The sequence below is a fragment of the Pedobacter sp. WC2501 genome (genome assembly GCF_052682415.1).
Genome location: NZ_JBQZFI010000001.1, coordinates 3,064,185 through 3,078,520 on the forward strand (window position 1 = coordinate 3,064,185; position 14,336 = coordinate 3,078,520).

General features: G+C 38.5%; 13 protein-coding genes. 4 read left to right on the forward strand and 9 right to left on the reverse strand.

The features are described 5' to 3' along the window. The first annotated feature begins 500 nt into the window (after positions 1-500). Complete coding sequence (locus ACUN24_RS13155; RefSeq protein ID WP_445562885.1) at positions 501-980, forward strand: hypothetical protein; 480 nt, start codon at positions 501-503, stop codon at positions 978-980. 200 nt (positions 981-1,180) lie between these two features. Here the strand turns inward: ACUN24_RS13155 and ACUN24_RS13160 are convergent, their stop codons facing one another. From ACUN24_RS13160 to ACUN24_RS13180, 5 genes are all read right to left on the reverse strand, one after another. Further along, positions 1,181-2,614, reverse strand: coding sequence for a DNA/RNA non-specific endonuclease (locus ACUN24_RS13160; RefSeq protein WP_445562886.1), 1,434 nt, complete (start codon positions 2,612-2,614; stop codon positions 1,181-1,183). A gap of 591 nt (positions 2,615-3,205) precedes the next feature. Continuing rightward, positions 3,206-4,117: a hypothetical protein gene (locus tag ACUN24_RS13165; RefSeq protein WP_445562887.1), complete on the reverse strand. Its 912-nt coding sequence runs from the start codon at positions 4,115-4,117 to the stop codon at positions 3,206-3,208. After that, positions 4,095-6,776 (reverse strand): N-6 DNA methylase, encoded by a 2,682-nt coding sequence (locus ACUN24_RS13170; RefSeq protein ID WP_445562888.1) that lies wholly within the window; start codon positions 6,774-6,776, stop codon positions 4,095-4,097. Before ACUN24_RS13170 ends, ACUN24_RS13165 begins: the two co-directional genes overlap by 23 nt. Before the next feature lie 183 nt (positions 6,777-6,959). After that, positions 6,960-7,691 (reverse strand): methyltransferase domain-containing protein, encoded by a 732-nt coding sequence (locus ACUN24_RS13175; RefSeq protein ID WP_445562889.1) that lies wholly within the window; start codon positions 7,689-7,691, stop codon positions 6,960-6,962. 245 nt (positions 7,692-7,936) lie between these two features. Continuing rightward, positions 7,937-8,575 carry a hypothetical protein gene (locus tag ACUN24_RS13180; protein ID WP_445562890.1) on the reverse strand — a complete coding sequence of 213 codons (639 nt, stop codon included), beginning with the start codon at positions 8,573-8,575 and terminating at the stop codon, positions 7,937-7,939. Positions 8,576-9,093: 518 nt separating this feature from the next. Here ACUN24_RS13180 and ACUN24_RS13185 point away from each other — a divergent pair. Together ACUN24_RS13185 and ACUN24_RS13190 are read left to right on the forward strand one after the other, a co-directional pair. Then, the gene (locus ACUN24_RS13185; RefSeq protein ID WP_445562891.1) at positions 9,094-9,357 is read left to right on the forward strand and encodes a hypothetical protein; all 264 of its coding nucleotides are present in this window, start codon (positions 9,094-9,096) and stop codon (positions 9,355-9,357) included. Further along, positions 9,344-9,985, forward strand: a complete 642-nt coding sequence (locus ACUN24_RS13190) for a zeta toxin family protein (protein WP_445562892.1) — start codon at positions 9,344-9,346, stop codon at positions 9,983-9,985. The genes ACUN24_RS13185 and ACUN24_RS13190 overlap by 14 nt, the downstream gene beginning before the upstream one ends. Positions 9,986-10,317: 332 nt before the next feature. Here the strand turns inward: ACUN24_RS13190 and ACUN24_RS13195 are convergent, their stop codons facing one another. Further along, entirely contained in the window at positions 10,318-11,196 is an 879-nt protein-coding gene (locus tag ACUN24_RS13195; protein ID WP_445562893.1) for an SDR family oxidoreductase, read from the reverse strand. A gap of 22 nt (positions 11,197-11,218) precedes the next feature. Continuing rightward, positions 11,219-11,587: a DoxX family protein gene (locus ACUN24_RS13200; RefSeq protein ID WP_445562894.1), complete on the reverse strand. Its 369-nt coding sequence runs from the start codon at positions 11,585-11,587 to the stop codon at positions 11,219-11,221. A 108-nt stretch (positions 11,588-11,695) separates the two neighbouring features. On the opposite strand from ACUN24_RS13200, the gene ACUN24_RS13205 reads away from it, so the two are divergent. Then, positions 11,696-12,058: a winged helix-turn-helix transcriptional regulator gene (locus tag ACUN24_RS13205; protein WP_138822958.1), complete on the forward strand. Its 363-nt coding sequence runs from the start codon at positions 11,696-11,698 to the stop codon at positions 12,056-12,058. Between the two features lie 614 nt (positions 12,059-12,672). Here the strand turns inward: ACUN24_RS13205 and ACUN24_RS13210 are convergent. Together ACUN24_RS13210 and ACUN24_RS13215 are read right to left on the reverse strand one after the other, a co-directional pair. Further along, positions 12,673-13,299, reverse strand: coding sequence for a hypothetical protein (locus ACUN24_RS13210; protein ID WP_445562895.1), 627 nt, complete (start codon positions 13,297-13,299; stop codon positions 12,673-12,675). Between the two features lie 32 nt (positions 13,300-13,331). Beyond that, positions 13,332-14,336 (reverse strand): SPFH domain-containing protein, encoded by a 1,005-nt coding sequence (locus ACUN24_RS13215; RefSeq protein ID WP_445562896.1) that lies wholly within the window; start codon positions 14,334-14,336, stop codon positions 13,332-13,334.

Consider the following 14,336-nt stretch of genomic DNA (forward strand, 5'->3'; position numbering starts at 1 on the left):
ATCTGCGGAGAAATATTAGGCGAATTTTTCACTCCGATAATCTCCACTAACCACAATAAATAATTTAATACAAAACAGTTAAAGTTAACCACCAATATTGCATCCGATTCCAGCCTCAATAATTAACTTTCACATTTGTCAAATTTTTTGTCCTATTATAATCTGGTCAAGGTGATCTAATCTAAAATTACCTTGATTTTTTGGCACCTGATTAAATGAATTTTTTTCTTTCCAAATCCTCGATTATTGGCTCATAAGCAATAAAAATTGATTTAAGTGTTTAATTATTCCTGCTTATTGGTACAGCCGGAGTTCAGGTTTTTTAATCCTGGCTCCGGTTTTTTTTATTTCCTATTTTTGCGCTTTATTAAAAATAATTAATTTATTAAGTTTTGAAAGCACAAGTCAGCCACAACAGCTTCCCAACCATTAAGACTTGAGTCAGGAAAGGGGTAAGACATACTATTATCCTAAGCCAAAACATTACTAACAAGAATTATATGGCAAACAAAAATTTAGACTTCTTAATAAGAAAAAATAAAGGAAAGTTTTTACAGCAGAAGTATGAAACAATATTCATTTCTGCTGGCTTATTCATGGATAAAATAGAATATATTGATCTGGAAAAATCAGACTATTTAATAAATAGAATTAGGGCGATATTTCCTGAAGTTCGAGAGGAGACTGAAATTCTTTCGGATAATATTACTGTCTTAGATTCAAAACTATTGACGAAAGCATTTTCTATGGTTGATTCTGATTATTGTTATATATATTCTGATGATGTATACTATTGTGGAATGTATCTGATTAGTTCAAAATTAGCACAGGAATGTTGTTTAAATGTTGCGAAATTGGGTTATAGTAACACATGTTTTGTTCTTGATAAGGAATTGAAGTTTGCAATTAGAATTAATTTCTATGATGAGGACGACAATGAGTACAAAAATAATTTTGATATTCAACTTAAGGAAGCTTAGCAAGCCAATACTATAACTTAAAAGGCTGATTTTTTCTGGCCTTGATACATGTCATTTTCAAGCAATCTGGTGATTTGATTAATAGTGCTTTCTGGATTAAACAGAAAAGCCGTATCAATTTTTTTTGATACGGCTTGTTTATGGGATGCAAATTTCGCCTCTGTAGGGTAATAGCTATATCCTTAAGTTAATAATTGGTTTTAGTTGCCAGGATCTTTCACTTTCTCCACCACATCCTGTATGTTCTGCGGTAAATTTGAAAGTAAATTATAGCCCGTTGCACTTTCTATATCGCGTACAGACACAATATAGTTCTTCCAGCTTGGATTTGTGCTGTTGATGTTGGGTGTGTTGATGGCAATAACCCTTGTCGAACTACTTACGCGGCTAATATCATTGTCTCCCGTTTTTAGCAGTACTGCCACTTTCCAAACGTTTGCCGGAACGGTTACTTTGCCATTGTTGATGGTGTTCACTACCGATGCGCTTGCCGAACCGATGCCGCCTGTGCCATAACTTCCCATGATCACATAAACCTCGTATCCGTTCAATGCCTGGGCGCGGAGATAGCTTTCAAAAGATTCCCATGTTTTCTGGTTGTTGTTCGGCGCCTGAGGAATCATGTTGGTCATCAGGAAAGTTGCTGAATTGGCAGTATTTGAGCTTGTACGGTCGCCGCTTGGACAGTTATGCCCCCTGTCAAAACCGGAACCTGAATAGCTGTTGCTCTGTACCTGGTACCAATTTGCCGGCAGGCCTGTAAATGAAGCGAAATCGTCTTTTCTGCTTGCTGCACCAGTAAAGTTGTTCGGATCCAGGTGCCAGCTTACCCAGTTCGGTGTTCCGCGGGTCATGCTGTAACTCTCGATATAATATTTTTGATCGATCAGGTAATTTTCTGCTGAAACCAGGTTGGCCGTAGCGCCTGATGGGTTACCAAAAAGTAGGTTAGAATTATCACCTCCGGCCGGCGGTGCATCCGCACCTGCATCCGGTGTGCCTCTTCCGGGGGTTGCTGTGGAGCCGCCGTTATCTACAGGATCCGTATCCGCTCCACCTACGGTAATGCCCGGATCACCTGTACCTTTAAAGATGATGTCGTCGATGTTGATCCTGGTTGTACCGGCTTTTTTGATCTGAAAGCGTATTTTGCCTGTTGTATTCACCTTAAAGGAATCGGTAACCAGTGTGGTGCTGGTTTCTGTAATATCCGTACCTAACTGCGTGAAGGTTTTACCACCATCGGTAGAAGCCAGAAGCTGCCAGGTTGAACTGGCGTCTGTTCCATATTTGGCATGGGAAACGTAAATCATTTGAGTGCCTGCGATATCAAAGTTCATGGACAGGTAACCTGTTCTTAAGCGGACAGACTTCGCGCCATCCTTGGCATCAGCTGCAAGATTGCCCAGCAGCGCATCGCTCAATGTCCATTTGCCGGTTAGTAGCTGAACACTGTCTAATGCATAAGAGCCTTTGCTGCCAGATTCGAAAGTCTCCGTTATGGCATAAGCCGTTGGCGCTTTTGGTGGTGGTGTGGTTGGTGTTTCATCTCCGATGCTTGTTTTTTTTGAACAGGAGGATAGGATCAGGATGCCGATAAATCCTGAATAGGTAAGGATGTTTTTTAATTTCATGCTTTGATTTTAATGTCTGGTTGTTCGCGTTAACGTAGATCATTTTTCAATGCGCCGCGAAGATATGGAGAAAAGATGTCTGTTGTGTTAAGTTAATATTAACAAAGTGCAGGGTAATTGCAATTGGGTAGAATGCTGGTGTTTAATGCTTGTTTCGCCACGGTAACTACCTGTTTCACCACGTTCGATGATGGGTTTTGATTTCTTTACCTGATTTATTTGGCTGAATTGATAGGGGAAGTCTTTGTTAATCGGTACTTCACCTTGGGTTCAAGTCTATTAATCTTGACTCCGGTTTTTTATTCTCTATTGATTTGTGCTTTGATAAAAGATTATTAATTTATTAAGTTTTGGAAAGCACAAGTCAGCCCCGACAGTTCCCCAACCGCTAAGACCTGCGCTAGGAAAGGGGTAAGTCAACCACAAAAGTTCCCCAACGACTGAGACTTGCACAAGGAAAGAGATTAATCTAATCTTGATTTTTCAAAAAAAATATTGTTTCGTTATACTTGTAAAGTGGTCAGTGGAAATCCCGTAAAAAAGGTCTTAAGGTCGTTATCAAGTTTTTATTACAACTGTCAGTTCTAACATTTACTTATTATATTTTGATTTTAAATAGTCTCTATACCAAAATAGAATTTCTAGCAGGCCGAACACCGTTGATTGATAAGCATAGTGATAATGAGGTTTGCTATAATTATGTGATAAGATCTGAGAACACTGCATTACTGCACAAAAAATCCAGCCAGTGTGATCGTTAAGGATCTTTGCAGGAGCTGTTTTTACAACGCTCCCAATTTTAGCCTCTCTGCCTATTAGATAATAATATCCAGCTTTTAAATTCGGTCTACCATCTTGATCAAGTCTGAGAAGTTCATCCGGCATAAATGCTTTGTCTATTTGGTTAGCCGTTTTCATCAATGATTCTAGTATGTCTCTGATTTTATTGTAGTATGATTTATCTACGGCTGTTGCTGACAATGCTGATAAAATCTCAACCATTGTTTGTTCCATGTTTTTTGGAAGTCTAACATCATCAAAGAGACAGAATATTTCCTGATGTCGATGTTTTATTCTGTTAGCTGGAAGGTTGGCCGATTCATGGATGAGTTTTTCGAAAATGTCTGCTACCGGTAGATTTTTACTATACATGCCTAAGAGGACAGGATCTTCCCTTTCGAGAAAATCATCAATATTCCCGTTATCCTTATCTATAAAAGCAGTATAAACTATAGTTGGGATAAAGAGTCCCTTCGCCTGCTGTTGCTTGAGCCAACCAATAGCTGTCACAACATGTCTTGAATCCTCAGTTTTCGAATCTGCATTCAATTGGCCTTTACCATCTAATATAAGCCCTGAATAAGAATCCCATTCTGCTTCCAATAGCGTTTGGGCATCCTCCCAATTGGTAACGCAGGTAAGATCTATCTCCATTTTATAAGCCTGATCCTTATAGCCTTCGAAAAGTCGTGAATTATCATCACTGAATAGTATCTTCATCATTGCTTAATGGTAATTTGATTAAAAAATGTATGCCCTTTATCACCTCTTTACCGTTTATATTGGTGCCAAGTTTGGAATTTTTCAGTTCGATTTCTTCAAAGGTTCCTCGGTGGTCTAGAATAACCTTATTGGTAAGAAATCCGCCAATGCCCGTTCCACTAATAGAGCCAGTTTTTTTTCCAAAGGTAGTATAATCTTGGAAAGAGAAGCCCTCCGGAAACGGATTTCCATCGTTTATATAATTTATTTCCAACCACTGTCCATCCTCTGATTTACTGACATCAAAAAGAATGTTCTTTTCTACTGTATTGTTTCCGTAGCCATGTTTGTACGCATTGTTTACCAAGTTTCTCAAAGCCTTAGTCAACAGATCGAAATCTATAAGGATAGTATCTGTTGACTCAATACTTTCATTCAGCCTGATCTCTGTCTCAAATTCGTTCGCCCCTAATCGCACTTTGATGTTTTGAAAAAAATCCAATATTGTTGTCCTACGCAGCCGTTTGCCAGTTCCGAGTGCCCCGGTCATGTCTTCAATGATGGAACCCATTTCCCCAATTAATGTCCTTAGTCCATCAAACACATCCCTGATCGGGCTTGAGCCTGGTCGAGGAGAGATCTGATTGTCTAGAAGATCAGCATCAGATAGAAAATCTTGTAAGTTTGTGATCTCTGTAAGCAAAGGGTTTTTTAGGTTTCCAAACTCATGTTTAAGGGAATCTAGCACTTGCTGATCAAGGACATTTGCATGGTTAATCTGCTTTTCTTGCGAACTTTTAATAAAGCTGGACAAGACTTGTTTTACATATATCTCCTGCTTTTTAAGTTCTGGAACCCATATCGAGATTTCGTCAAAGTCTTGGATCCGTATAGACCTCATTCCACTAATTGAACCCATAATATTCATCTGATCAATCGCATACTTTTCCCTCAACTGCAGTACCAGAAACAGGGGGTCAATAAGACTCTTTTTAACGCTAAAAGATATGATATTGGGATTCACCAGTATTGGCTGGTCACCGGAGTAGACTGTAGCATTTAGATCCTTTCCCAATCGGGCAAGTAGTACGGTATCATTTGTCAGTAGGTATTTCTGAAAGGAAGAATGAACTTCGCGTGTATCTTCGACAAAGGTATCTATTTTTGCACGGTTTAAGAAAGGCGTCTCACCTGATCTGGCAAGGTTTTGCGGTTGGACATAAGGAATGCCTTCAGATGTATTAAGGTATTCTACTACCGAGGGAGTTCGTTTTCCATAGCTCTTGATCAGATCTGATAGACTTCTATAGGTTTTGCCACGCTCTAATTCGGGCCGGTTGTATATTGCAACTGATAGTGCATAATTATGTGATCGGATCTCATCGTTATCGACTCTCTTCCGATTAAGGTATCTGATGGGAATGAGGGATGGGCCTTCGGGAATTTCTGCATACTGTTCTACAGTGAGCTCGACAAGCTCTATATTCTTTCGCAAGCTGTTTGAACGTTTCTCTAATACTAGTATTGATGCTTTTACACCCGAAAAAGGTTTGAAAGCACTTGTTGGAAGAGAAATAATTCGGCTAATCAGTCCTTCTTCAACAAGCGTGCTTCTAATCTCTCGGAAGGCAGCATTGCTAAAAAATCCATCAGGGAGTAAAATGATAGCCTTCCCATCTTGATCCAAACTTTGAACTGCCTGAGTAACGTATACAATTTCGGCTGGTACCCGCTGGGTATTGGAAAAAAGATGCCTTGGGATATTCGAAGGAAGATCAGAATGGTTGATCTTTAGCCCAAATGGAGGGGTAAAGATTACAAGGTCAAATTTTTGATTGGGAGGGTAATGTATGCTGTCAACGTTGTTAAATGAAAAGTGACGGATCTCACTGGCCATGAGATTCAGTTTTCCCAAGACAATCTGTTTTTCATTAAAATCCTGAAGGGTGTAGTGAATTTGTTTGGATAGTTTAAGGTTAATGGAAGTAATGGTTGTACATTGGCCTGCATAAGGATCGAATACATTACTATATCTATCTTCTTCGATTTGATCAGCGACTATATTGTTTATCCTGCCAGGAGTATTAAATACACCGGACTCCATTTGGCTTTGGCCAAAGATATTCTGCCAATGGGCAAAGAACATTATGAACTGTTCTGTCGAAAAGGATAGAAAATCTACTTTTTCCACAACACCAACTATTCTATCAAAGAGATTTGGTCTAAATTGTTCAAAGATGTATTCCATCATCCTGATCTCTGAGGACGTAAATTGCTGCTGCTCAAGGAAATTTAAAATTTTTGGGATATGGTGTTCATTTCCATGTACTGTTGTCAAAAGATGACTGCGGCTAAATCGATAATAGATAAATATGGCTCCAACACTTATGTCGGCATCAGCCAATCTATGTCCACTATCTCTAATCATATTGAGAATAATTGTGGGGACCTCCCTGAATCCGCTCATTCCACTGCTCCCGCTGACGATTCTGCCATTTTCATCCCTTGAAAAAAGGTTTGGATAATTGTTTACCCTAGCTGTTATCTGAGAGGGACTTAAGGGAGATAGGTCTCCCCTAATATAGATTCCGTAGCTGTTTATATAGTCTGCAATCTGTGCGCTGCTAGCAGCATGGTCCAGATTGGCCAAAGCCTCGATTATAGCGTCCTGTAATGTCATATTGCTTATATTTATTACAAAGATGAAATTAATATGTGCAATGATCCCTGCACATGAATTAATAATTTTCTAACATCTTTGAAATTTTCTATTTAAGCTATCTTTTAAGCAGAGATTCCAGTAAAAGTTTTCACCGGATTTCACTCCAAACTGTTCAATCTAACTAGCTTACATTCTTTTGTACTATAATACTCTATAAACAGCTATTATGTCAGCTTCAGGATTATTTATCAATTCTTCATCCTTAATCGATTCTCTTTCACTTTTATCGAAGATATTCATGTGGTCGAGAATTTTTTCTAGCCATTTTTCCTGTGTCTGCATTTCCTTTCTTGAAAATAGGCGTTCCGTTTCCGAAAATAATAGTCTTTCAAAGCCGGATGGAATGAACAAGTGATCTAGATCTGCTAAAGTAAAATAATGCTTGAAATACTCGTTGTTTTCCGGGTCATTCGGATCATTACTATAGTATTTGTCTGAATGAACCCATACGTATATAAATGAACCTGAAACTAAATTTAACTTCAATTGGCTTATTATATCCTGGCATTGTGCCAAATTAAAAAAGTGGAGGATATTAGCCAGAAAAACTACAGAATAGGTTTCTGATGGCAAAGGATCACTAAGCAAAGTGAGATTGAACAACTCGATATTTTCGTCTGTAATGGGTAGGGCATCTAACCTGTTTTTTAGTTGGTCAAGTTGAAATTGTTCGTTGTCAATTCCTATTAATTTTCTGTTTGTGCTGATATAATCAAAGAGAAAACTTGTTTGACCACAACCTATATCAACTATGGCACCATTAACAAATTCATTTTCATAATCCCTTAAAGGATTATGCATTACCCTGATTAAATCATCAGTTGTAAAAGTTTCGGAATAAGCCTCCCAATATAGGCGCATTTGAGTATCCATAAGCATTAATTTCAGAAATCAAATTACAAATTCTTAATGTTCAAACCAATTTTCTGAAATAAATTAATAAGATGATTTGCAGTAAGTAAAAATATTAAAGTATTTGCTTCCATATCTGCCAAATTCTTTGTTCTATTATAATCTGTGGTCAAGGTGATCCAAATAAGAATCACCTGGTTCAAAATAGCAGCCTTTTTTATCATATAAAAGCCCTCACAATTCGTAAGGGCTTAAATCTTTATTCCTCACTCAAAACTTCCTTTCCCATCAGCAACATAGCTGTAAATCACCATATATTCTATTCCGTTCTTTTGAAAATGCCCGATAGGAATATCGCCTTTTTCAAAGTAGGCTGATTTGCTTTCGAATGGAATGCCACAAAGAATGGTATTTGGTTCTATTTGATGATAAACAACATCGTTTCTATGGTTTGCTATAGCCATCAATGCTGATAAATTTTTGCTCGATCCTTTTTGGTTAAACTTTGGATGATGCGGGTGCTGATTAGCCGATACCCATGCACCCGGTTCCATTGGTTTATAAAATTTACTTAAAGGGATATCGAAGCGGCGTGGCAAAAAACAAGAAGTTACTGTTCCGTTGGTTGTGATGGTTCCGGTTTCTATAAAGAAATGGGTAATTCGAATCCAATGCCGGGTGAGCTGATACACATATTCCCGAATGGAATTTTGCCCATCCTCTAAAAATTCTGCCCAGCCCGTGTAGCGTGGCAAAGTCATCATGATTTCAGAAATGTTTCCATCAATATGATGTAGGGTGGCCTTTACCGCGCAAATGGCAGGTAATACATTCATGTTGGCTGATTCAGCTGCAACCTGAGCAGGGAGCTGTGTGTTTTTGTTTTTACTTTTGGCAGTTTGCATAACCTAAAAATTAAAAGTATCCTGGTCGCTGCAAACTGCCAAATAACTCTTTTCAGAGATATAGGAAATGTGGGGCTACCACTCGACCAGGAATATTGTTAAAAATTAATTGTTGTTTTGGATCTCTGAGATTAAGTGAAAAAATATATTATTTAACAGTTTGCATCACTAATTTAGAAACAAAATCTCAAATCTCAAAGAAAAATCTCTAATAATTTGGTTTATCATCAGCGTTAAAAGTAGCTTCAGTCATGCTCTTTTCTTGCTGTAATTGGATTTGCTACACACTGTGTAGCAAATTGACTTGGAACCATAATAGTTTAATGATGAGGGGAATAGGAGATTAGCGTTGAACTCTTTTATCATCTTAAATTCAGCCATTATATAAAGTGCCGTACATTCTGTCAAATTAGGGAATGGTATCATCTGGATTTATTGTTATTACCGGCGTGATTGTGGTATCTATTTGATTTGTCGTCGATATTTTGTATTTTTACTTATCAAATTAGATATTCGTTATGGTCGATTTTGAACTTGAGGAAAAACATAAAAAGTACCTGATTACGGTCAAAAATTTACGCCACAGGAACTTCAGTAACAACTTACCTTTTTTGATTCTTTCCGAGGACCTTCCAGATGGACAGGTATACAAAGAATTTCCAGATGGGCGTATTGAAGTTCAAGAGATAAAATCTGCAGGAAAAAATTTTAGTACTCGTGTAGTCAAGATCCTTAAGGCATGGCAGGCACAAAAGGTTCGCGAGGCCTATGGATTACATTAAGCCTACCTTGATTGTCATATCGGGTCCCAACGGAGCTGGTAAGTCTACGCATATTCAAACTATGTTGCCTACAGCTTTTGACGGCATTGTTTCTTTTGACAGGGACAATATAAGAGTTCGGTTCGAAGCTGAGCTTCAGGCACAGGGAGTTCCCAACAGTGAACTGGTGGCACGTGCGACCAGGATGATGGAGGATAAACTAAAAGAACAAATGGTTGAAGCGATTAATTCGAATTCACATTTTGTATTGGAGACACCTCTTTCACATCCAGATTACTGGCGATATATTGACCTGTTCGATAATGCTGGTTATCAGTTTCAGCTCAATTATCTATGCCTTGATAAGGTCAACGATTGTATTGGCCGTGTTGAGCAACGGGTTTTAGAGGGAGGCCATTATGTTAGGCCTGATACGATCAAAGGTGTTTACAATAATAATCTTATACACATAAATACAGAATATAAAACATTTGATCGGGTAGAATTATATGATGGAATGATTGTTCCTACACTTCTATGCAGTATGGAAAAAGCAAATGTTGAGTACCTTTCTCCAAAAGCCTTAAAGAAAAGCTGGATCAAAAAGGGTATGCCTTTACTGGCAGCAGAATTATCCAAATTCAAATAGTATTTATACTTAGAGCCTGTTTAAATTTTTACTACAAAAAAAATGGCCGTTTAGTGTCACAAGAGCGCAGTCGATTGCTCTATTTATGTGTTGTAATGGTCTTCGACTACGCTCAGACTGACATACGAAATAAATTTTATTTAATTTTAAATAGGCTTTTACATTCCAGCGAAATATTTAAATCAAATTTTTTGGTAAAATATTGCTGTTCCCGCTTAGGGCTAATAACGAAGATTTCGTTAATTTTTAGAGTGTACTCCTAATTGAGCAATCCTCTTTCGTTAGTTTTTATCGGGGTCATATACTTCTATAACTTTTTAGTCAAATCGCCACTACTTTCTAAAATAATTTTCCAGATATTGGCGTACAGAAGTTGGTTCCCGCTTCAAAAAACGGGCTAAAGTACCATCTACCTTATCCATTGCCTCCTGTTTCAGTGCAGTACCCCACATGCTTAGCATATTAATGTACATTTCCGGAACATTTGCGTTTTGCAGCATAGCATTAAATTCGTTGATGCCAGGAGATTTGTATTCAATTTCTTCACCTAGTATGTCAGATATATGCTGTGCAATGAATTCGAAACCTACAGCTTCGGAATTAGTCAACGTATAGATTTTATTTTTATGGCCTTCGGTGATTAAAACATGAGCAGCAGCTTCTGCCAATTCCTCACGAAGCACCCAGCTCGCTTTTCCTTCGCCTGCCGGAAACAAAATGCTTTTAGTTTCGGCAACCTTATCACCTGAAAAAGCCATGATCATTTCTGCATAGATCCCATTTTGAAGTATCGTATAATCCATTCCGCTTGCGGCCAGGTGTTTTTCAGTCTCGAGGTGGGAGTTTTGAAAATCAGCAATCGCTGATTCCTCAAATCCTGGTTTTCTCACAAAAGAAGTATACACAATATGCTTTACACCTGCTTCTTTTGCCGCATTTATTGCGTTTTTATGGTGCTGTGTCCGGTTTTCAATCGCTTCCCTGTTGTTGCTTGATACCAGCAATAATTTATCTACACCAGTAAAAGCTTTTACCATCGAATTGTGGTCGGTATAATCACCTTTCCTAATGGCTATTCCTTTTGTCAGATACTTTGCTTTGTTGCTGTCTCTTACCAAAACAGCAATCGCTGAAGGCTCAACTCCATTCTTTAACAAATGTTCAACTGCTTTAGAACCAAATTGGCCTGTTGCTCCTGTAACTAAAATCATAAATTTATTTTTTAAATTTTTATTAATCTCTGTTTGTTTTTTGAAGTTTTGCACCACACACATACGATAAAATCAAGATTGCCAGGAAAACCAATCCTGTTATCACTTTGCCAAGGGGATCGCCTACCGCCGCATGTGATAGGGAAGCTGAGGCAAACATAATAGCGAAACCGATGTATGCAGTTTCCATCAGCAAGCGGACAGGCAACCAGATTAAAACTGCACCTATAATTTTTGCAATTCCCAATTCAATCCTGAAATAATCGGGGAAACCTAAATGTGCCATTGATATTTTAACTTCGGGTTTGGTAAGCGTTTCAAAGGCAATAAATAGCATCATTGCAGAAATAATTGCAGTGGTAGCGTAATAGGTAATTTTTAATTTGTTCATTTCTCTATTATTTTATGCTACAAAGCTATGTATCTTTGCTAACTAAAGTATAGTAGTATACCAAAGGTAAGTAGTAACCTTTGGGTTAGTTTTGATTATATAGAAACTATGGCAACAAGTAAATTAGAATACACACCAGTGCAATGTACAAATCGTATATCAGCAACTGAGGATGCCCTTTATGTTCTTGGCGGTAGGTGGACCATTAGGGTGATGATCGGGGTTTTAGGTGGCAATACAAGATTTAATGAACTGCAACGAACGGTAAAAGGAATTTCTGCAAAAATGCTGTCAGTAGAATTAAAGAAACTAGAAATAAATCAACTGGTGGAGAGAAAAGTGCTGGCCGACCAGTTTCCGGTTATAGTGGAATACCTGCCCACTGAATATAGTGAATCTTTAAAGGATATCATCACTGCCCTGGCGCAATGGGGTACAAACCATAAAAAGAGAATTACAACTGATAATTAGGAGAAATGGATCCGTTTATCAAAAAAGGTGGATTAATGTCTTTTGCCATACACCACGATCTTGCCTCGGCTCGCCGCCGCCGAAGGGCTCTTTCTTTTTGGTGTCAAAAAGACCAGCGAAGCTAGCTTGAACACAGTTGAAAAGATAAAGGCATGTGAAAAAACAAAAAACACCGGCTGAAAATTTATTCATTTGTTGTTTATAACTTTCAGTTGCATTCATGAGGGCTTCGCCGTTTTCTTTCGAAGCCAGTGGGATGGCTTTGTCAGTGGAGCCCGAAAAATTTGTTAGGCCGGATTTAAGTAGAACGGGGATACCGTGCTATGGCCTAGCTGGATGGAAATGCGAAAGTAGTTAAAATGCTGATTAATAATTATTTGTAAAATAACGTCAATGGTAGTAGTCGAAGACCATTTCAACGCATTAAAAAAGCAATCGACTCCGCTACCATTGATAGACTCCCAAAAAAGGTTGTCATCTCGACCGGAGCAACGCGAAGTGGAGAGATCTTTGTACTATTTATTGAAATCAAATTTAAAAGATTTCTCCACTGCGGTCGAAATGACGATAATGGTTCGCGGACGTATTTGACTTCAAATATCATTGTTATCACGTCAGTCCGTTAGGCTAAGATTAGAAATAGGGATATACCCGGCTGTTTCTTTGCCATCCTTACCCACAAAATATACAAATAGCCAATTTTGTGTGCTGGCGCCAATTCTATCGATATCTAACCTAACTTTATCGCCTTTTAGTACGTAGGTTTTAAGTTTGCTTCCTGCATCTGGTTTTCGATAAAAATAGGCCTTAGGTACTTTAACAATATATTCGCCAGCTACAGCATTGGTAATTTTATTGTAGAGGCCATCAAAGTCTGTAGTAAGGTGATCGGTATTGCAGTTATTAAACGAAGCCTTAATTTTGCCTTGAACAAGATTTAGTGTAACGACACAGCCTGGATCGTTTTCATCACTTTGTAGAACAACCCTGTTCTTCTGTAATGTTCCTTTACCACTATAGCTGCCCATTTGAGCCGATTTGGTATTCCACCAGCTAAAAATTTCTGCTGTTACCTTATCGCCATTTTTTTGAAAAGAAATAATGCCATAAGCCCCGTTTGCGGCTTTTTTTTCATAAGTGCCATTTTGAGCTTGTGTTGTTAAAGATGAGCAAAGGATGAGTAAGCCCAATGCGATCTTCACTTTAGATTGTTGTAATTTATTTATGATTGATAATTTCATGATTGTAGCTTTAAGATCAGATTTCAGGGTTTCTAGATGCGATCCAAAATTTCTTTCTTCTTTTGGTCGAATTCCTGTTGAGTAAGGATATTTTCATCAAGAAGTAGCTTCAGTTTTTTGAGGTATTCGATTGGGTCTGTACCGGTGCGAAAGGAGGTAAGTTCTTCTTTTTTATTATCAAGCACCTTTCCCATCTCCATGCCAAATCCCAGTTGCAATCCGGCACCTGCGAGTCCGCCTTCATTGCGTGCAGCGTCTCTGAGCGCACGAAGTTTTTCCAGTTCAACATAGCTCAGTCCGCCTTCGGCAGCGGCACTGCTTTCGGCTGTAATGTCAGCAATCCTACCGATTCGGTCCCTCGTCTGCTGGTCGAACGTTGTACCCTGGATTTTAAAATCTTTTAGTTCCAGTCCTAACGACTGGAATTCTACATTCAACTTTTCCCTTAAACCCGCAGAGATGGTATCCAGTTGGGAATCGATGTCTATGTAGCTGAGTTTAAGTTGTGCCAGGAGCGATGTGAGTGCCTGTGGCATGCGTGACATTAGCAATGCCTTCAAATCATCTGCGGTATACGCATCCTGTGATCCTAAAATTTCATTGAAGAAGGAAAGGGGATCTGCAATGCGTAGGGAATAATTTCCATACATGCCCAGTTCGACTGGAAATTTATATTTTGCATCGACATATTTTATGGGCGACGCTGTACCCCATGCCTGGTTTACTACATCTGCCTTTCTGTAAAAGTAGATATGGGCTTTATGCTCGCTTTCAAAAAGCTGCATGTATTTGAATAGGCTGGTTAGAAAAGGGATGTTGTCTGTTTCAATATTGTAGATTCCTTCTTTGTCTAACAGTCCGGTTACCTTCCCTTCGTAAACCAGGATACAACCCTGACCGGGTGAAACGATAAGTTTACTATCATCTTTTATCTCTGAAGTCGGTACAGGGAATTTGTAAAATAGCAGTCCTGGCTGCTGGTTTTCCCATTCTATAACCGTATTTAATTGTTTTCTGAAAAAATCTCCTAATCCCAT